This window comes from Streptomyces sp. NPDC019396 (assembly GCF_040632375.1).
Classification (GTDB): Bacteria; Actinomycetota; Actinomycetes; order Streptomycetales; family Streptomycetaceae; genus Streptomyces.
Window position 1 is genome coordinate 1 of sequence record NZ_JBEYBS010000011.1, and the last position, 19,802, is coordinate 19,802.

At 68.0% G+C, this 19,802-nt stretch carries 10 protein-coding genes and 1 pseudogene; 4 read left to right on the plus strand and 7 right to left on the minus strand.

The genetic code is table 11. From position 1 onward, the window contains the following. From ABZ532_RS14710 to ABZ532_RS14740, 7 genes and pseudogenes are all read right to left on the minus strand, one after another. Positions 1-221 (minus strand): annotated as a pseudogene (locus tag ABZ532_RS14710) (IS5/IS1182 family transposase); the annotation flags it as partial. 83 nt (positions 222-304) lie between these two features. Continuing rightward, positions 305-4,066 carry an RHS repeat-associated core domain-containing protein gene (locus tag ABZ532_RS14715; RefSeq protein ID WP_361282915.1) on the minus strand — a complete coding sequence of 1,254 codons (3,762 nt, stop codon included), beginning with the start codon at positions 4,064-4,066 and terminating at the stop codon, positions 305-307. Continuing rightward, a complete protein-coding gene (locus ABZ532_RS14720; protein ID WP_361282566.1) occupies positions 3,960-6,527 on the minus strand; it encodes an IPT/TIG domain-containing protein in 2,568 nt (855 codons plus the stop codon). The genes ABZ532_RS14715 and ABZ532_RS14720 overlap by 107 nt, the downstream gene beginning before the upstream one ends. Positions 6,528-8,359: 1,832 nt before the next feature. Continuing rightward, positions 8,360-9,073, minus strand: a complete 714-nt coding sequence (locus ABZ532_RS14725; RefSeq protein ID WP_361282568.1) for a hypothetical protein — start codon at positions 9,071-9,073, stop codon at positions 8,360-8,362. Between the two features lie 393 nt (positions 9,074-9,466). Continuing rightward, on the minus strand, positions 9,467-9,802 hold the full coding sequence (locus ABZ532_RS14730) for a hypothetical protein (protein ID WP_361282570.1): 336 nt from the start codon (positions 9,800-9,802) through the stop codon (positions 9,467-9,469). Beyond that, positions 9,790-10,500, minus strand: coding sequence for a hypothetical protein (locus ABZ532_RS14735; RefSeq protein ID WP_361282572.1), 711 nt, complete (start codon positions 10,498-10,500; stop codon positions 9,790-9,792). The genes ABZ532_RS14730 and ABZ532_RS14735 overlap by 13 nt, the downstream gene beginning before the upstream one ends. Beyond that, the gene (locus tag ABZ532_RS14740; RefSeq protein ID WP_361282574.1) at positions 10,485-10,700 is read right to left on the minus strand and encodes a hypothetical protein; all 216 of its coding nucleotides are present in this window, start codon (positions 10,698-10,700) and stop codon (positions 10,485-10,487) included. The genes ABZ532_RS14735 and ABZ532_RS14740 overlap by 16 nt, the downstream gene beginning before the upstream one ends. Positions 10,701-10,981: 281 nt before the next feature. On the opposite strand from ABZ532_RS14740, the gene ABZ532_RS14745 reads away from it, so the two are divergent. From ABZ532_RS14745 to ABZ532_RS14760, 4 genes are all read left to right on the plus strand, one after another. Continuing rightward, positions 10,982-13,204, plus strand: a complete 2,223-nt coding sequence (locus tag ABZ532_RS14745) for an N-6 DNA methylase (protein WP_361282576.1) — start codon at positions 10,982-10,984, stop codon at positions 13,202-13,204. A 105-nt stretch (positions 13,205-13,309) separates the two neighbouring features. Beyond that, positions 13,310-15,301 (plus strand): class I SAM-dependent DNA methyltransferase, encoded by a 1,992-nt coding sequence (locus tag ABZ532_RS14750; protein WP_361282578.1) that lies wholly within the window; start codon positions 13,310-13,312, stop codon positions 15,299-15,301. Next, positions 15,298-16,611 (plus strand): restriction endonuclease subunit S, encoded by a 1,314-nt coding sequence (locus tag ABZ532_RS14755; RefSeq protein WP_361282580.1) that lies wholly within the window; start codon positions 15,298-15,300, stop codon positions 16,609-16,611. The genes ABZ532_RS14750 and ABZ532_RS14755 overlap by 4 nt, the downstream gene beginning before the upstream one ends. Further along, positions 16,608-19,790, plus strand: coding sequence for a type I restriction endonuclease (locus ABZ532_RS14760; protein WP_361282582.1), 3,183 nt, complete (start codon positions 16,608-16,610; stop codon positions 19,788-19,790). Before ABZ532_RS14755 ends, ABZ532_RS14760 begins: the two co-directional genes overlap by 4 nt. Positions 19,791-19,802: the final 12 nt, after the last annotated feature.

Consider the following 19,802-nt stretch of genomic DNA (forward strand, 5'->3'; position numbering starts at 1 on the left):
CGGTGGCAATAACCCTCCGGCCGCCCGCCCCGCCCCTGAAGCCACGCGGGGACCGGCAGCAGCGGCCGGATGACCTGCCACTCCGCCTCCGTCAGATCGGACCCGTAACACCGCACGCGGTCCGGCCCGTCCGCCGCGTTGCCGAACCTGTGCGCGAGACAGTCACACGCCGGAGACGGCGCGTTGGACTCCAGGGACGCGGACGCGAAAGACTGCGGCAACAGGGCCTCCTGGGACTGCTCGGACGGGATCGCACCCCCGAACTACCAAGAGGCCCTGCCTTCATGCGCCGCTCCTGCCGCGATCACCCGATCAGGACCCCTGTTCGACCAGACAAGCCCGTTGAGCGGTAAGCGGAAGCCTTCTTAGAACCGGCACGGCCATCGGCGTCGATGGTGATGTCGACGAGTTGCTTCTCGCCGCCGCCTTGGATGAGTGCGGTTACCTTACGCGGACCTGTCTGACCAGTCTCCGGGTCGGTGGCGAGGATCTGGTCGCCGATCTTGACATCCTTGATGTCTTTGCGCGTGCCGTCAGCCATGAGGACCGGAGTGTCAGCTGTGAAGCTGTTCCGTAGGCCCTTGCACCCGCGGTTCGCCCATTTCAGCCCGCCCCACGCGCCGAGCATGCCCATGGCGCAGCCCATCGCGGCTGAGGTGGCGACCTGCCCCCAGTCGACCTTCCGGCCGGAAAGTCGCTGAATGCCCCAGTCCAGGAATGCTTCGCTCACACCGCCCCCGACGCAGCCGATCAGTAGTGGGTTGTTGCCGGTGGGGTCGGTGTAGGTGGTGGGTGAGCTGACGGCGTACTGGTAGAGGTTGGGGCCGCCGGCGTGACCGATGGGGTCTTGGGAGATGAAGCGGCCGGTTTCGGGGTCGTAGTAGCGGTTGCGGTAGTAGAGCAGGCCGGTTCCGTCGTTCTCGCGGCCGGTGAAGGTGTACGGGTTCGTGGAGGCAGTGCCACTGGTGGTGGGCTGGCCGTAGGGGTCGTAGGTGTACCGGGTGGCGATGGTGCCGTCTTGGTTGGCGAGGCCTACAACGGTGCCGAGGGCGTCGGTGAGGTAGACCTGGGTCTGGCCCTTTTCGGTACGGGTGAGGAACTCGTCCAGGCCAGAGGTGGCCACGGTCGCCGCGGGCTCCCCCGAACCGGTCTGTTCGACCAGCGGGTTGGAGCCGTCAGTGAGGTACTTGTGCGTGGTGCCGGCCAGCGTCTTGCTGGTGCGGGTGCCGAGCGCGTCGTAGCCGAAGGATGTCGCGGGGCCGCTGGCTTTGGACAGGCCGGTGAGCTGGCCGCGGGTGTTCCAAGTGTAGGTATTCCGGCCGTCGTTGGTGAGTTGGCCTTCGTTGTCGTAGGTGAAGGAGCGGCCGTTGAAGGTGGTGAGGCGGTTGTCCTTGCCGAAGGTGGCGCCGGTTTCGGCTGCCGGGATAGCGATGCTGGCGAGGCTTCCGGTGAGGCCGATCTGCAGTCCGCGGGTGTCGCGGGTGTAGGTGAGGTCGCCGATCGCGGTGGTGCCGCGCTTGTAGGCAATGGTGTTGATGGTGCCGGTCTTGTCGTAGCCGGTGGTGCGGGTGATGCCGCCGGGCAGGGTCGCGGTCTTCTCCCGCCCCACCGCGTCGAGGCCGAAGGCGACGTTCTGGGTGCCGGTTGTGACGCTGGTGAGGATGTCGGACTTGTCGTAGCCGTAGGTCGTGGTGGTGCCGGCTGCGGTCATCTCCGTGCGGCGGTCGGCTCCGTCGTAGGTGTAGCCGACGGTGCCGGTCGGGCCGGTGATCGTCTTGGGCCGGTCGTAGGCGTCGTAGACGAAGGACTGATTGCCGGCCGTGGTGTCGGCGATGGTCTGGGGCAGGTCGACCGTGTCGTAGGCGTAGGTGACCGTCGATTCGGCTTGGCCGGCGATGTCGACGCCGTACTTCGTTGTCTTGGCGCGGCCCAGGAGGTCGTAGTCGGCGGTGGCGACTTGGCCCAGGCGGTTGGTGGCCTTGGCTATCTGTCCGGCCGGGTGGTACTCGAAGTCGGCGGTGGCGCCGAGGGGGTCGGTCGCGGTCTTGGGCCGGTCGGCCTGGTCGTAGGCCCAGGTGGTGGCGTTGTTGCGGGCGTCGGTGAGGGTGGTGAGGTTGCCGTTGTCGTCGTAGTCGAAGCTGATGCGCTGGCCGAGCGGGTCTGTGACGGTGCGGGTCTGGTTGAGCTTGTCGTACGCGACGGTGGTGGCTGCGCCTGCTTCGTCGATCAGGACGGTCGGCCGGCCCGCTGCGTCGAGGAACTGGATGCTGGCGCGGCCTTCGGCGTCCTTGGCCGAGGTCAGATCGCCGTTTCGGTAGGTGTATTCGGTGGTTGCATCAGCCGCATCTGTGACGGACATGACCTGCCCGTCGGGCATGAAGTCGAGCTTGGTGATGCGGCCTTCGGCGTCGGTGACGGTGTCGAGGTCGCCTTTGGCGTCGTAGGTGAGGGTGGTGGGGTTGCCGAGTGGGTCGGTGATCTTGGTGGGCTGGTCGAACGGGCCGTTGAACGTGACCGTGCCGGAGGTGCGGGCCTGGGCGGTGCCGTCGAGTTCGGTCGTAGAGGTGATGTAGCCGCGTGTGTCGTAGGTGAGCTTGGTGCGGCGGCCGTAGGGGTCGGTGACGGCGTCGATGCGCTGGTTGGTCGTATTGCGCTGGTAGGCAGTGGTGCGCGCGAGGTTGGTGCCGTAGGCCTGGGTGTCCTTGACGCCGTAGCCGGCAGTGAACTCGACCCGGCGCACCGATCCGCCGGGCTGTGTCACCGTTGCCGACGTGACTCTGCCGACCCCGTCCTGGGTGTAGGCGAAGGTGTACTTCTGGCCCTCGGTGAGGGTTTGTTCCTTGACCCGCCCGTTCCCGTCGAACGTGTTGGTCATGTAGGTGATGCCGCGGGCGTCTTTGGCGGTGGCGATCCGGTTGGAGGTGCCGTCGTAGGTGTAGCTGGCGACCTTTCCCGCCGGGTCGGTCACCGTCGCCAGCCGGCCTGTGGTGTCGTAGGTGTAGCTCGTGGTGCGGCCGGTGTTGTCACGCGCCCCGGTGACACGGTGCTGGGCGTCGTAGGCGAAGCTGACCCAGCGGCCGCCGGGTGTGGTGACCTGGGTGATGTCGCCCTTGGCGCCGTCCAGGCGGGTGATCTTGGTGGTGTTGCCGTGGCGGTCGCGGATCTCTTTGAGCGGCGCGTACTGGGGGAAGACCCATACGGTGCCGTCGCGGAAGGTCAGGTCCCAGCCGCTCTTGCCGTTCCAGGCGATCTTCGTTCCGCGGAACTCGGACGGAGTGGCTGTGGGTTCGTAGACGGCGTCGGTGTATTCGGTGCCGGGTGAGGTGCGGGTGTAGTGGACCTTCGCTCCGCCCGGGAGGTACAGGTCGACTTCCTTGTACTGCTCCTGGGAGTGGAGGAAGGTGTTGTAGATCAGGTCGCGGCCGATACCGAAGGCCCGCTTGTGGGTGTCGCCCTGCCAGTAGGTGCGGGTCACCTCCGCCGAACCGAGCGAGTCGTTGACTGCGAGGTCGGTGCGGGAGTCGGTGAGCATGCCTGTGGACAGTTCCACGGGGTCGCCGAAGAGCCAGCCCAGGGCGTCCTTGAGCCATCCGGTGAACCAGGGAGGAAGGACGTCGGTGTTGAACATGGCGCCGTGGAAGGCCCACACTCTGGTCTTCGCGTCGGGCACGACCTGGCGGCCGTCCGCGGAGACCTGGCCGTGGCCGTAGACGTACCAGCCCTTCTTTTTCGGGTCGTAGTCCATGAACTCGACCCGGGTACCGGGTGCTTCGCGGGTGTAGTTCGGGTAGATGATCTGCGCGCCCTTGGGGAACACATAAGTGCCGCCGGGCTGCACGGTGAAGTAGACGGGGATCACGCTGTTCTTGGGCAGCGGGAACGGCGGCCGGTCGATCGGGATTGCCGTGATTCCAAGCTCGGTGACCGGTCGGCCCTTCTCGTCGCGGACCACCGAGCCCTTAGGGATCCGTACTTCGAGGCCGGGGATCTTCGGGGTCTTCAGCACGATGTCGGTGGTGGCTGGAGCATCGAAGCGGACGGTGTGCTTGGTGTCCAGCGGGCTCATCCACACCGGGAACCCCAGGTCGACGCTCTGACCGGCCTTCGGGTTGATGCGGATGTCGAAACGCCCGTACTGGCGGCGTTTGGTGTTCGCGCTCGAACCGTCCACGACCAGCGTGTGCGGCCTGCGGGCTGATCCCTGTGAGCAGGAACCGGCCCTCTCCATCGGTGCGGGTCATCTTCGCGCCGACTGTGACGGTGACCTTGGGCAGGGGTTTGCCGTCGAGCTTGAGCACGCGTCCGGTCAGCGCCGTCGCCTTAGGTGGTGCGCGCAGTGTGGGCGGGGCCTTGGGCGCCGTGCCGCGGGTGGTGAGCCAGTCCTGTCCTGTGATGTTCGCTCTTCCGGGCTGCCAGGCATCCGGGCCCGACGGGACAACGCCCGCCGCCTGTACGGCTTTCTCTGCCTTGGCCTGCCGGTCCAGGGCGTCGCACCGGTCGGCGCGAATCTTCACCCAGTCCGGGATCGGCATGCCCAGGGAGGCAACGAAGCACACGGTCCGATCCGCGAGGCGCGGCTTGGCCGGGACCGTGGTGGCCGGGGCTGCGGCCGGGGCTGTCTTGAGCTGCAGGCTGACCGCTCCAGTGGCCAGGCTGCTGGGGGCGACCACGACGCGGTATGTGCCGGCCTCCGGCACATTCTTGAACGTGATGGCTCCCGGCTGCTGCGCATAAACGAAGTACTCGTTGACGATCTTCGTCCCGGAGGGGGCGATCACCGAGACGGCGATGTACTTCGTGAACGCGTTGCCCGTCAGATTCAGGGTGAAGTTGTTGCCGGCGTTGGCGGTGAAGGTGCCGTGCGCGTCCTGCCCTGCCCGCGTGATGGTGGCCTTGAGCGCCGCTCCCCCGACGGTGAGAGCGCCGAATTGGACGGGCTTGGACAGAGTGAGGGTGACCTTGCCGGTCTCGACGTACTTCGGCACGACCCGGACGGTGTAGGTGCCGGTCGTTGGCAGGGCCAGGCTGTCCCAGCCCGCGTCCCGGTCCGGGGTCGACGTGAACGAATCCAGCACGCTGCCATCGGGGCGGCGGATCTCCACCGACGCGTACGAGGGCATGGTGGTCCCCGACACACCGAGGTTAACGAACTGCCCTGCCGTGCCGGCGAAGGTGGCGACACCGTCCTGCCCCGGCCGCGCGAGGCTCACCGTCTTCGCCGCCCCGGCCGGATCCAGGACCCCGGCGTCGAGGTAGTGGGAGACCGTCACCGCGAGGGTGCCGGTGGCGCCCTCGTCCGGGTCCATCGCCAGCGTGTACGTGCCGGTCTGCGGCAGCGCGTCGATGTCGAGCGAACGGCCCTCACCGTTGGGGACCGGCAGGAACTTCGACGCCGTGCCGTCCGGAAGATAGAGCGTGCCGCGGACATAGCCGGCCATCTGCGCGGCATTGGCACCGATGCTCAGACTCTGACCGGCCTGAGCGTGGAAGGTCCACCGGCCATCCTGCCCCGCCCGGGCCAGAGCCGCTGTTGCGGTCGGCCCGTCGAAGGCCAGTGCACTGCCGACCGTCCTGGACACCATGACGGTGACGGCGCCGAGGTTGCTGCTGCCCGGGGACAGCAGCAGGGTGTAGGTGCCGGAGACCGGCAGATCCGCCGCCTCCCAATCCGCGGTCGCACCGCTGAAGGACGCCTCGCGCACGCTGTTGCCCTGCGGGTCGATCAGTTTCAGGCCGATCGTGCCGTTGAACGAAGAGGCGGTGAACCCGAATCCGAGGTCATCGCCGGCATCCGCGTCGAATAGCACCTGCGCCATATTGCCTGGGGTGGTCACCGAGACCGTCGGCGGTGTCGTGTCTGTGACCGAGGTGGTCTCCGACGATTCCACCTTCCCACCGCCGCCTGACGCGACACGGAAGCTGTCACTCGAGGTGGCAGTGCCATCCGGGGTCTCCACGGTGATCGGACCCGTGCCGGCGCCCGGCGGCACGACGACCGTCAACGCCGTATCGGTGCGGGTCTTCACCTCGGCGACGATGCCGCCGCCGAAGCGCACCACGTTGTCCGTGCCCACGGGCGCGAAGGCGGCGCCCGTGAGCACGACTTCCGCGCCCGGGATGCCGGACACGGGCGCGATACTCGCGATCGTAGGACCGGGTGAGGCGAGTGTGAACGCCTCGGGTGACTGGACGGTCTTCCCGCCTACCCTCACCGAGACTTTGCCGTTGGCGGCGGCTGAGGGGGCCTTCACCTTCAGCCGCGTCGCAGTCGCCGAGACGACTTCGGCCGTCTTGCCGCCGAAGGAGACCGTGTTCGCCGCTGGAGTTGCGGCAAAGCCCGTCCCGGAGAGCGTCACGGTGGACCCGGCCTGGGCTCGCACCGGGACGAGCGAAAGGACCGACAGCTCGGTGGAGGGGAATCGGTCGATGCCGAGGCGGTTGCCGGCCTCGTCGTACCGGTACCGGGCCGTCTCACCGCCGGGGTCCGTCACCCCGACCAGGCGACCGGCCGCGTCGTACGCGTACACCGCATTGCTGGTTGTCGGCGCGGCAGCCGCGGCCTTGCCCTGCGGGCGAGTCGAGCCGGCCTTCGGCGCCGACGGTGAAAGCGGCGACGGGGCCGTGCTCACTGACGGGCCGGCCGATGGCGGCAGGGAAACGCTGGGCGACAGTGATGGTGAAGGAGTCGGAGCGGGCGGGGCGGCCTGCGCGGACACCGTTCCCGCCGCTAGGGCCAACACCAGCGCGCCAACCGTCAGCGACCGCCAACGCGTGGACAGACGTACCCGGAACCGTTCGCTGTGCGTGCGCACTGCGCCCTCCCCAGAGCAGCAACAGCAGGCCACAACTAGCCCACAAGGCCCACACTCCCCATGCGGGCCGTCACAAGCTATACACAGCCCGTGCTGCTCGCCTCCGAATTCGAACGCGTCGCGCAGCAAGACGTGCTGATCAGGCCACCGGAACGATCACTTCAACCTCGTTAACCACATCCCCGCTCCCCGAGAACCAGGGCTCTCTCGCGCATCAACACTGATGAACCGTCCACGCGAAATGCGACTTTGGGATTGACCAAAACGCGGCCCACCGAACAAACCAGCTCGACAACCATGAAGACCACAGCGTGGCGTCTTCCGCTCTCTCGCCCTGGTCTCCTCCGCTGAGCTCCGCGGCCCGCCGGCAGAGTCTGCCGACTGCGGGCGAACGGCGTCGCTCCCTGCTTGCCTGGTCGATCCACGAGGGACCACCGCGGTCAAGGTGCCGGAGACTGTGGAGGCGCACCGGCGTTGGGAGGAAGAGCCCTTGCTGGAATGGCTGGAGCGGCACAGGCAAGTTATGCCTGGTCCGACGCGGCTCTCCTGCAGCCCCGGGCGCCGCCATGTCATGCTGCGGTTGGAGGGCAGGTCCGCGGGGGCGGGAACGGTGCAGAGACCACGCGCGCCCCGCCGGCTGTGCTGCCAGGAGGCCAGCACCTGCCACATGCGGGATATGGGCTCATAGTGGTGGCTGCCCAGTTGCCTCTCGTCGCCGGTCAACAGCTCGGAGAAACGGGCGTGGTAGGCGGTGGCACGGTGGTTCCGGTCGTTCACCATCCGGGACGCGGCCATCACCGAGCAGGCCAGCAACGGCAGGAAGGCGGGCACGCCGTCCTTGTCCTGCTGCCGCCTGCGCCAGCGGTAGTCCTCCAGCGCGCTGTACGGTTCCGCGGTTCCCAGCCGCAGGAACCTGCCCACGCACCGGGCGAGGGGCTCCTCTATGCCGTATCCATGCCTGAGCTCCTGCTCCACGTCGTCGTCGACGTAGAACAGCGTCGGATGGCCGGCGTGCTGCCCTCCGAAGAACTCTTCGGCCAGCCCTTCCTGCCACGCCTGACAAGAATGATCCACTCTGTCCCCACAAGAGAGGTTCCAATGCTCTATTCGTCAAATCCCCGGCATGGAACTGTCTTCCGCTTCACCCTAAACCCGCCACTGACGACGGGTCACTACCGAACGCCTTGTGGGCCGTAGTCCTGGGCTGTCACCGCCCGGAGCAACTGCACGGCGCGCAACAGACGCAGACGCCGCACCCATCCTCCACCGGTTCCGGACAAACCCATTGCAGCGCTCGCACCACCACCCCGAAAGTCATAGCCAGAGCTTCACCAAGAGGGATTCGCCCGGTGTATTAGCGGCACACACCGCGATCACCCCGGGCGGTTGCCGTCCCGCGGGTCCGACCTCCTCGGCACGCGACGCCTCAAGCAGCCGCCCCCTGTGACGCTCCGATCCCCGTCTTCATACGCGGCTCCCTGCCGAAGAACGCGCGGTACTTCTCGACCGTCCCGACTGCACCCAGCAGGGCCCGTCCGCGGTCCGAGCTACTGCACCCGGCCGGTGAAGATGGCCGTGCGGTACCAGCCCGAGCCAGAGGTGTCGATCGGCATGATCTCGATCTGGACGCTCTTGGCCGTCTCGGCGAACACGCACGCCTCCTTCCAGGTCTGCGACTTGCCCGGCAGCAGGTGGGTGTCCGGCGTGCCCTTGAAACCCGCATCCGTGTCGAAGATCTCCTCCGCGCCGTCGGGGCAGGACATGCTGACCGTGCTCAGGTCGAGCGGGGACTTGGAGCCGTTCTGCACAGTGACGGAGAAGGCCAGGTACGCCTTGCCGGCCGGGTAGGCGTACTCGCCGGAGGTACCGCGGCTGAAGTGGCTCAGATGCGCCTGGACGCCGTTGTTCCACGTGGCGGTCTTGTCCAGCGCGACGGTGATGGTGTCACTGTCGGAGTCGTCCTGGGTGTCCTCGGTGTCCTGGGCGCTCTGGGTGTCCTGCGAGGCGCTGAGGGTGGCCGTCGGCGGCTCGGTCCCGGTCTGGGCTCCGCCGATGGTGGAGCAGGCGCTCAGGGAGCAGCCCACGGCCATCGCGGCCACCACTAGGACGGTCCTGCGCGGACGGGTCAGGGGCGTCGCGATCAGTGCGAGGAGCGTTGAGGCACCGCGGCTGACCCGGTCTCCGCGCCACGACGGCCTCTTCCCGGCCGACGGCTGCGCGGAGGCGGGGGACGTCTTCGGCGCCATCCCGGGCGCGCCCATAGCCGGGGTTGTACCGGCCGCTTTCCGGTGCTGGGGTGGGCCCGTGAATGTGGCGGGGACGGTGTACGGGGAAGAAGGCGAGGGAGAGGACGGCGTGCCGGAGACGTTCGGGTAGCTCATGAGGCCATTCCTTCGGATCGATGTGGAGGGAAGGGGACTGACGGGTGGCGGAAGGAGAGGGCGCGCGTACTGGCGGGAGCGGAGCCGCCCCGCCCCGCCGCGCCCGGGTCGGGCCGGATGGACCGAGCCGGCCCGGGCCCGGCATCGCAGCCTGGGTGCCCACGGATACGTGGAGGCGGGAGCCGTGGGTCGTGCCCGCAGGTGGGACCTCGTCCCGAGAGGGGCGTCGGCTGAGAAGGTCTCGGCGTCAAAGAACCCGCGCCGCAGGCCTGTTCAGCTCCGCACCCCCCGGATCTTCCGGCCCCACTCGCTGTTCGGGTCGAGGAGCGCGCCCGCGACGCGGCCGGCGGAGTCCTTCACTCCGCCACTGAAGTTGAGCCGGCCGGTGGAGCCGACGCTGGCGCAGACGCCGTCCCAGTAGGCGGGTTCGCGCTCCCAACGGACGTCGGCGAGCAGATGCTCGACTGTCTCGTAGCTCATGGCGTCGCCGGGGCCGCACCAGGGGGTCGCGCGGTGCAGCAGGACACCGAGGCCCGCCATCACGGCCGGGGCGGTGATCGCGCTACGCCGGGCGAAGTCCGGGAAGCGGTCCCCGATCAGCCGGGACACGAGACTACGACGACCGTCTCCGCCTCGTCGGCGTCGGTGTCGGGCGGCAGGTCGCCCGCGTGGACGTTGGCCGCCGAGTACTGCACACCTTTGCTGCCGAACATGGTAGTGACGATCAGCGTCCGCAGCGCGGACAGCGTCACGACCTCCTTGTCGGTCCTGGTGAGCTGCCGCTTGCCGGCGTTGACCAGCTTGCCGAACGGCATCCGCTGACCGTTCGGCTCGACCTCGAGCCTCTCGCCGACGGTGTAGGCGAGGCGAGTGGCGAGGTCGCGCTGGTCCATGGACATGGCCAGGTTCTTGGCGACGTCGATGCCCTTGACGTTGCGGTCGTAGAAGATCTGCCGCGCGTCCGCCGGGGAGATCCCTAGGTAGAGCTCGAAGGGGATACGGACCCGCCGGCCGAGCTCGGCGTAGCTGAGGCCGAAGGACTCCGGGTCCTGGTAGATGTCGTGCCAGGCGGTGGTCTGGGTCTCGCCGTCGACGGCGATCACCATGGCGTCCGGCGCGACGGTCAGCGTCCGCAGGCCCGAGTCGGGGACCAGCTCGTCGCTCATCGCGGCGATCTCGCCCGCGTGCCAGAGCGTGATCGGGGGCGTGGACCAGGCAGAGCCGTGCTTGCCGAGGATGCCGGCGGCGATGTACTCAGCGTAGGCCGGGATGTTCTTGCCCTTCTGGGACTTCAGCGTCCGCTGCACGGTAGCCCGCAGCTCGGCGTGGCGCCGGTCGTGCCCGGACGCTGCTTTGAGGGCGCGCGGGTCCTCCTCTCCTGCCGCGGCGAGGGCACGAGACGTACCAGCGTCGCGAGCGACATGGTGCCGATGACCGCGTCCTCGCGGAACGGCATGACGGTGAGCGGGATTCCTTCCGGGGTGCCGCTCGGCATGGTCAGGCGCATGGGTTCCCCCCTGGGTGGTGGTCGATCGGGCTCGCCCGGCCCTGAGGCGCCGCACGTCTCCCGGCATTCCGCCGAGAGGGGGTTGGCACAGGACAAGGGCTGGGCGCCCAAGGGACATGGGTGCGGCAAGGGAAGTCACGCTCCACGCCGGAGAGCGTTCGCTCACCAGCGGAAGCTATTACATGAGAGCATGACGATGAAAGCACTGTCCAACAGCTTGTTGGAGTTGACTCGTGCTGTACGGTGTAACCACGTCGCCCATCGGAGCCAGGACCAAATACATGCCGCAGCCACCCGCACCATCCGCCCAGGTGACAGCCGCCGAGATCTCCCGCATCGCGGGCGTCACGCGCGCCACCGTCAGCAACTGGCGACGCCGGCACGACGACTTCCCGGCGCCGTCCGGGGGCACGGACAGCAGCCCGCTGTACGACCTGGAGTCGGTGCGTGCCTGGCTCGCCTCACGCGGCCACGTCTCGGCGGCGAACCCATCGGAGGAGCTGCGGACCACCCTCCGCCTGCGCGCGCAGAGCGGCGGCGGCAATGCGTCGGAAGGCCTCCTGCTCCTGGTGCTCGCGGCCGCGGGGCGCACACCCGAGGAGCTGACGGCCGCCACGGAGTTGCCGGACGCGGAACTCGTCGCGCACGCGCAGCGCGATGCCGCGACCGCCGCCGACGCCGTGCCGGCCGCCGACCCCGTCCGTTTCGAGACGGGTGACGCGGCGGCGCTGCGGGCGTTGTACGCGTGTGTACGCGACGAGAGCGGCCAGGCAGCGCTGGGCGTGCTGGCGGAACGGGAGCTCGAGGACAGCGCGGCGTCCGGCGCGTACCTGACCCCCGCCCCTCTCGCTGACCTGCTCGCCCGTCTGATCCCGGGGTCCCCGGCCGGCGTCCTCGACCCGGCCTGCGGCGGCGGCACCCTGCTGGCGGCGGCCGCCCGCCGGGGAGCGGGTGCGCTGTACGGCCAGGACAACCTGCCCGTCCAGGCCCTGCGCAGTGCCGTGAGCCTGATGCTGACGGCACCGGAGGCCGAGGTCACCGTGCGCGCCGCGGACAGCCTCCGCGCAGACGCCTTTCCCGACCTGCTCGCCGACGCGGTGCTGTGCAACCCGCCGTACGGCGTGCGCGACTGGGGCCACGACGAGCTGGCGTACGACCCGCGCTGGGCGTACGGCGTCCCGGCGCGCGCCGAGTCGGAGCTGGCGTGGGTGCAGCACGCGCTCGCCCACCTCACGCCCGGCGGTCACGCCGCCCTGCTCCTGCCGCCCGCCACGGCCGGCCGCGCGTCGGGACGCCGGGTACGGGCGGAGCTGGTACGCAGCGGGGCCCTGCGCGCGGTGATCGCGCTGCCGGTCGGCGCGTCGGTGCCGCTGCACATCGGGCTCCAGGTGTGGGTGCTGCAACGGCCCGAACCGGGCGGCCCGGAGCGCAAGTCGGTGCTGTTCGTGGACACGGCGGCGGACGCGACGACGGGTACGGCGACGGCGGTCGGGCGCGGTGCAACAGCGGTGGCGTCCCGGACGCGGGGCGGGAGCCGGTCGGCCTCCCTGGACTGGGAGGGGATCACCGTGCACGCCCTGGGCGCGTGGCAGGCGTTCACGGAGAACCCGGACACCTTCGAGGGTGTACCCGGTGTCGCGCACGCGGTCGGCGTGGTGGACCTGCTGGACGACGTGGTGGACCTGACCCCGGCACGGCTCGTACGGGCGTCACGGGCCGAGGTCGACCCGGCGGAGCTGTCGGCCGAGGTCGACGCCGCGCGCCGCGGCCTCGTCGGCGCCGCGAAGTCCCTCGCGCGGACGGCGGGCCGGGAGGGCTGGAGCGCCGCGGGCGCCACGGCCCGCGAGTGGCGGACGGCGACGGCGTCCGACCTCGCGCGCGGCGGGGCGCTCACCCTGCTGCGGACGGTGCCGGAGGGCGCGCGGGGCCGCGCGGACGGCGACGGGAGCGACGGGGGCGGGAAGCGGCCGGACACGGCCCGCGCGGTACTCACCGGCTCGGACATCGCACGCGGATCGGGCCCCACCGGAGACCCGGCGGAGCTGCGCGGCGAGACGGCGCCGGTGATCGCCGCGGGTGATGTTCTCGTACGGGCGGTCGCGAGCGGGGACGGCTCGATGGCCCGGGTCGCGGGCGAGGAGGATGCTGGCGCGCTGCTCGGCCCCCACGTCCACCTCTTCCGGCCGGACGCGAAACGCCTGGACGCCTGGTTCCTCGCTGGGTTCCTGGGCGCGGAGGAGAACATCGCGGGCGCGTCGACGGGCAGCACGGTCCTGACGGTCAGCCCGGGCCGGCTGCGCGTGCCGCTGCTGCCGCTGGAGGAGCAGCGGCGGTACGGGGAGGCATTCCGGCACGTGCACGCGCTCCGGGCGAAGGCCCGGCGGGCGACCCTGCTGGCGGAGGAGACGGCGCGGCTACTGGCGGGCGGGCTCACGGGCGGGCAGTTGCTTCCGTCGAGAGAGACGACGGCGGTGCGCGGTCGGGGTGGCGATTCGTCCCATTAGGCACACGGACCATCACGCATAGACCACACTTGTCGGACCGTCCCGGTCGGCCGATCGACTCGGGCGGTGGGGTTGGGACATTTCGGAAGGAATCCGGGGATCCAGTTGAACAGCAGTAAGCACACGGAGTTGGCGAACCACGCGTGGTCCGTCGCCGACCTCCTGCGGGGGGACTACAAGCAGTCCGACTACGGCAAGGTCATCCTGCCGTTCACGGTGCTGCGGCGACTGGAGTGCGTGCTGGAGCCGACCCGCGAGAAGGTCGCGGAGATCGCGGAGCAGCACAAGGGCAGTGACATCGACCCGGACCGCTTCCTGCGCCGGGCCTCGGGCCACTCGTTCTACAACCGGTCACGCCTTACACTGAAGAAGATCGCGGCGGACCCGAAGAACGCCGCGAAGAACCTCCAGGTGTACGTGGGGGCGTTCTCCGACAACGCGCAGGGCGTGCTGGAACGCTTCGAGTTCGCCCAGCAGATCAAGCGGCTGGACGACGCCGACCTCCTCTACAAGGTCATCGGCAAGTTCACGGACCTGGATCTGCGTCCCGAGATCGTGCCCAACCACAACATGGGCTACATCTTCGAGGAGCTGATCCGCCGCTTCGCCGAACAGTCCAACGAGACGGCCGGTGAGCACTTCACCCCGCGCGAGGTCATCCAGCTGATGGTGCGGCTGCTGACCGCGCCGGACGGCGACGGGCTGCACCTGCCCGGCGTGGTGCGCACGGTCCTCGACCCGGCCTGCGGTACGGGCGGCATGCTCTCCGCGATGGACGACCTCATCACAGAGCTCAACCCAGGCGCCACGGTGAAGGTGTACGGACAGGAACTCAACCCCGAGTCGTGGGCGATCTGCCGGTCCGACCTCATGATCAAGGGCCAGGACCCGGACAACATCGCCTTCGGCAACTCCTTCTCAGACGACGGGCACGCCCGCAAGTCCTTCGACTACATGCTGGCGAACCCGCCGTTCGGTGTGGAGTGGAAGAAGGTCAAGGACGAGGTCACGGCCGAGCACGAGAAGCTCGGCGAGGCCGGCCGCTTCGGTGCGGGGCTGCCGCGCATCAACGACGGCTCGTTGCTGTTCCTCCAGCACATGATCTCGAAGATGAAGCCGGTGGACGTGAACGGCGGTGGCGGTTCGCGCATCGCGATCGTCTTCAACGGCTCGCCGCTGTTCACGGGCGCGGCAGGCTCAGGTGAGTCGGAGATCCGGCGCTGGATCCTGGAGAACGACTGGCTGGAGGGCATCGTCGCCCTGCCGGACCAGCTCTTCTACAACACCGGTATCTCGACGTACTTCTGGATCCTCACGAACAGGAAGAACCCGGACCACAAGGGCAAGGTCGTGCTGCTGGACGCGCGGGACCAGTGGCAGAAGATGCGGAAGTCGCTGGGCGACAAACGCAAGGCTCTGGGCAAGGAGCACATCGCGGAGGTCGTCAAGCTGTACGGGGAGGCCCTGGCCGTGGCGGGGGATGCGGAGCATCCGTTGCACGGGAAGGTGAAGGTCTTCGCGAACGAGGACTTCGGGTACCAGCGGATCACCGTGGAGCGTCCGCTAAAGCTGCGATTCGACGTGACGGAGGAGACGCTGGGCGCGCTGGAGACGTCGAAGGCGATCCAGAAGCTGCCGCAGGCGTCGGCGTTGGCCGATGCGTGCAAGTCTCTGGTCGGGGCGGGCTGGGGTACGAGGCAGGACGCTTGGCTCGCGCTGAAGGACGCGGTGGTGCAGGCCGGCGGGACGTGGCCTACGGGTGCACCGTTCAACAAGGCGCTGCGGGATGTGCTCGGGGTACGGGATCCAGTGGGCGAGGTCCAGCTCACCAAGGGCCAGCCCGAGCCGGACGCGGAGCTTCGGGACTACGAGAACGTTCCGCTCGGCGAGGACGTCGAGGAGTACCTGAAGCGGGAGGTCCACCCGCATGTGCCGGATGCGTGGATTGACCACAGCAAGACGAAGATCGGGTACGAGATTCCGTTCACACGACACTTCTATGTGTACGAGCCGCCGCGGCCATTGGCCGAGATCGATGCGGAGTTGAAGACTCTGGAGGCGGAGATTCAGGCACTCTTGGGGGAGGTTACGGAATGATTCACGGTGACACTCGCCTTTCTCAAGGATCATCAGTTTCATGGCCGCCACACTGGCGAACCGCGCCACTTTGGTCACTGTTCGAGCGAATCAAAGATGTCAACCACCCAGAGGAAGACCTGCTAAGCGTTTACCGCGAGCATGGCGTGGTGAAGCGCGAAGGGCGTGACGACAACTTCAACAAAGCCGCCCTCGATCGCAGCATCTACCAGCTTGTGCATCCTGGCTGGCTTGTCGTGAACCGCATGAAGGCTTGGCAAGGATCCGTCGGCATCTCCACGTTTCGGGGAATCGTTTCCGGGCACTATATTTGCTTCCGCCCAACTCACCACGAAAATGACCGCTTCTTGAATTGGCTCTTCCGATCCGGTCCCTATGCCGCCGAGTACGCCTCACTCTCTCGAGGCGTTCGCCCGAATCAGGTTGAGATCGACAACGAGTGGCTCCGGTCGCTGCGGATCATGCTGCCTCCTTTGGAAGAACAGTGCCGCGTCGCCGACTTCCTCGACGCCGAGACCGCGCGCATCGACAATCTGGTTTCCGCTAGGCGGCGACAGATGGGCCTCCTGGCAATGCGGTTCTCGACGCTTGTGTTCGACACTGTGCGCGGCGCTACCGAACCCGGCCCTCGAACGCGCAGTGGGCTGGAATGGCTCGGTGCGGTCCCCTCATCCTGGGCCGTTATGCCAGTCAGTTATCAATTTGAAGTTCTTCTGGGAAAGATGCTGAACCAGGACAGAGCACGAGGGGAATATCTAGCCCAGTACCTCCGAAACACCAACGTTCAGTGGGATCGGATTACAACAGACGACCTACTCGTGATGGATTTTCCACCCGAGGAGCGCGTACGTTATTCCCTCAAGGCAGGGGACTTGCTGGTATGTGAGGGAGGTGAGCCTGGGCGCGCAGCTATCTGGGATGGCCGGATTGGTGAAATGTACTATCAGAAGGCGCTGCATCGTGTTCGCGCACGCGGTCATAGCTCCCCCCGTTGGCTTTACTACTGCCTGCGTACAGCAACCGAGCAGAATGTCTTCGCCGTGGAGGGTAATACCACAACGATTGCTCACCTTACCGGGGAGCAGCTTCGCGCACACCGCTTCCCCTTCCCTGACCGGGAGACGCAGAACCGACTGACGGCGCAACTTGACGCTAACGCTCAATCGCAACAACGCCTCTCGGCCCTGTTGTCTCACCAGCTCGATGTGCTTGCCGAACGCCGCCAAGCCCTCATCACCGCCGCCGTAACCGGCCAGTTCGACGTGACCACCGCCAGCGGGCGCAGCGTAACCGAGGGAGTAACGGTATGAGCCCCGTGCACGACGAGTCCTCCTTCGGGTCCGCCATCGTTGCCGCCCTCTGCAAGCGAGGATGGCGGGAGGCGAACCCTGAGGACTACCAAGCAGACCTCGGGCTCGACACGAACGAGCTGTTCACCTTCATCGGTGCCACCCAGCCCGACGAGTGGAACGAACTGCTCACCGTCTACGGCGGCAACCCCAACGAGGCCCAGCGCGGCTTCGCGCAGCGGCTCGATCGGGCCATCGCCGACGACGGGCTGCTCCACGTCCTCCGCAACGGCGTGAAGGACCGTGGGGTCCGTCTCCGCGTTGCCTACTTCAAGCCCAACCTCATCTCGGCGGACTCCGTTCTCGACGGCTACCGGGCCAACCGCCTAACCGTCGTCCGAGAGCTCCCCTACGCCACCAAACAGGCCGACTGGGGCCACCGCCTCGACCTCACCCTGTTCCTCAACGGCATCCCGGTCGCCACGGCCGAGTTGAAGAATCCGCTCACCGGGCAGGGCGTCGAGCAGGCCAAGGAGCAGTACCGGACCGACCGCGACCCGACCGAGCCGATCTTCACGCGGCGCGTGATCGCGAACTTCGCCGTCGACCCGGACCTGGTCTTCGTCACCACGCAACTGCGCGGCAAGGCAACCCAGTTCCTGCCCTTCAACACCGGGTCGAACGGCCCCGGCCAGCCCGGCGGGGCCGGGAACCCGACGCCCACGGCCCACGGCACGTACGCGACCAGCTACCTCTGGGAAGAGGTCTGGCAGCGGGACAACTGGCTCGACCTCCTCCAGCGCTTCGTGCACCAGCAGAAGCACAAGACGCCCGGCGGCGGCACCACCAAGTCGACGATCTTCCCCCGCTTCCACCAGTGGGACGTGGTCCGGAAGCTCACCGCGCACGCGTCCGTCCACGGCGCCGGCCAGAACTACCTGATCATGGCCTCCGCCGGCTCCGGCAAGTCGAACACCATCGGCTGGCTGGCCCACCGCCTCAGCGACCTGCACGCCCGCCGCGATCCGCACGTTCTCAGGCCCGATGCCCTGGCCGACGGCCGCATTAAGCCGGGCGAGCCCGTCTTCGACAAGGTCATCGTCATCACCGACCGCCGCGCCCTGGACGCCCAACTCGCGGCGACCGTCGGCAGTTTCTCGCAGACGGACGGCCTGGTCGTGAAGGTCGACGAAAAGCACGGGGCGAAGAGCGAGCAGCTCGCCCGCGCGCTCTCCCGGGACACCGGCAAGATCGTCACGGTCACCCTGCACTCGTTCCCGGCACTGCTCGACTACATCAAGCGCAACCCCACCGAGATCAAGGGCACCCGCTTCGCGATCATCGTCGACGAGGCGCACTCTTCGCAGTCCGGCGACGCAGCGACCGCCGTGAAGTCCGCCCTGCGCGACCTCGGCCTGGACGCCGACTCGGACGATGAGGGTGCGACCACGGTCACCGTGGACGATCAGCTCAAGGCGAAGGCGGTGGCGCGCTCCCGCGCCGCCAACCTCTCCTACTTCGCCTTCACGGCCACCCCCAAATCCAAGACGCTCGAACTCTTCGGCACGGAAGGCGTGGAGAACGGCAAGACCGTCTACCGCCCCTTCCACACCTACTCCATGCGCCAGGCCATCGAGGAGGGCTTCATCCTCGACCCCCTGCGCAACTACGTCACCTACAACACGTACTGGAAGCTCGCGAATCTGAACCGCGACGAGAAGGAGGTCGATCCCTCCAAGGCGAACAGCCTGCTCGCCCGGTTCGCGCTCATGCACGAGCACACGGTGTCCCAGCACGCCCAGGTGATCGTCGAGCACTTCGTCGCCCACAGCCGCGGCCGGCTCGGCGGACGCGCCAAGGCGATGGTGGTCACGGCCTCCCGGCACTCCGCCGTGCAGATGGCCCGCGCCATCCGCAGCTACATCGCCGACCGCGAGTACGACACCAAGTACCCGGACCTCGGTGTCCTGGTCGCCTTCTCCGGGTCCCTCACCATCGACGGCGAGGAGACCACCGAGAGCAAGGAGAACGGCGGCCTCTCCGAAAGCGCGCTGCCCAAGGCGTTCGCCTACACCCGCGCCGACGACAGGGCCGCGAAGGCCGGCGGCAAGGGACAGCAGGAATACCGGATCCTCGTCGTCGCCGAGAAGTACCAGACCGGCTTCGACCAGCCGCTCCTGACCACGATGTACGTCAACAAGACGCTGACCGGCATCGCCGCCGTGCAGACCCTGTCCCGCCTCAACCGCACCGCCGAACGCAAGTCCCAGGCCGACCTGGCCGTCCTGGACTTCGTCAACGAGGCCGAGGATATCCAGGACGCCTTCCGCCCGTACTTCGAGGAGGCGCACACCCTCCCCTCCGACCCGAACCTCCTCTACACGGCACAGAGCCGCGTCATGTCCGCGCCGATCATCTCGGAGCAGGACATGGACGAGTTCGTCGCCGCGTACATCGAGGCGGAGCAGAAGGCGGGCGGCTCCCAGTCCAAGTGGGAGAAGCTGCATGCCGAGCTGTACCGGCTCCTGTCACCCGCCGTCACCCGCTTCACCGCCCTCCTGGAGAACGACGAGGAGGACGACGTCGAGGCCGCCGAGGAGTTCCGCGCGAACCTCAACGACTACGTCCGCAAGTACGGCTTCCTCGCGCAGATCGTCCCCTACCAGGACGCCGAACTGGAGCGGCTGTACCTGTACGGCCGCCATCTGCTCAACCGTCTCCCCCGCCTGGCGGACGGCGGAGTCGACATAGGCGAGGTCGACCTCAGCCACCTGCGCGTCGAGAAGACCGGCGAGCACGACGTGTCCCTCAATCCCGAGGGCGCCGCCGAACTCAAGGGATTCGGCGACGGGGTCGGCGGCGGGCAGGACCCCGAGAAGTCACTGCTGTCGGAGCTGATCGACAAGTTCAACGCCAAGTTCGGCACGGAGTTCACCAAGGAGGACGTCCTCCCGGCCTTCAACGCGACCAAGGAGGACCCGAAGGTCCGTGCCGCCGCGCTTGTCAACGACGAGTCCAACTTCGGCATCGTCTTCGACAAGAAGTTCGAGGAGAACATGATGGACCATGTCTCCACGATCGACACGCTCGGCAAGCGCTACTTCGGTGCGGACCGGGACTTCAAGTCCAACCTCGACCGCAGCGCGCGTCGGGCCGCCTGGCGGATGATCCGCCGGGAGGAGGGGCTGGACGACTTCTGACGCGCTCGGGGC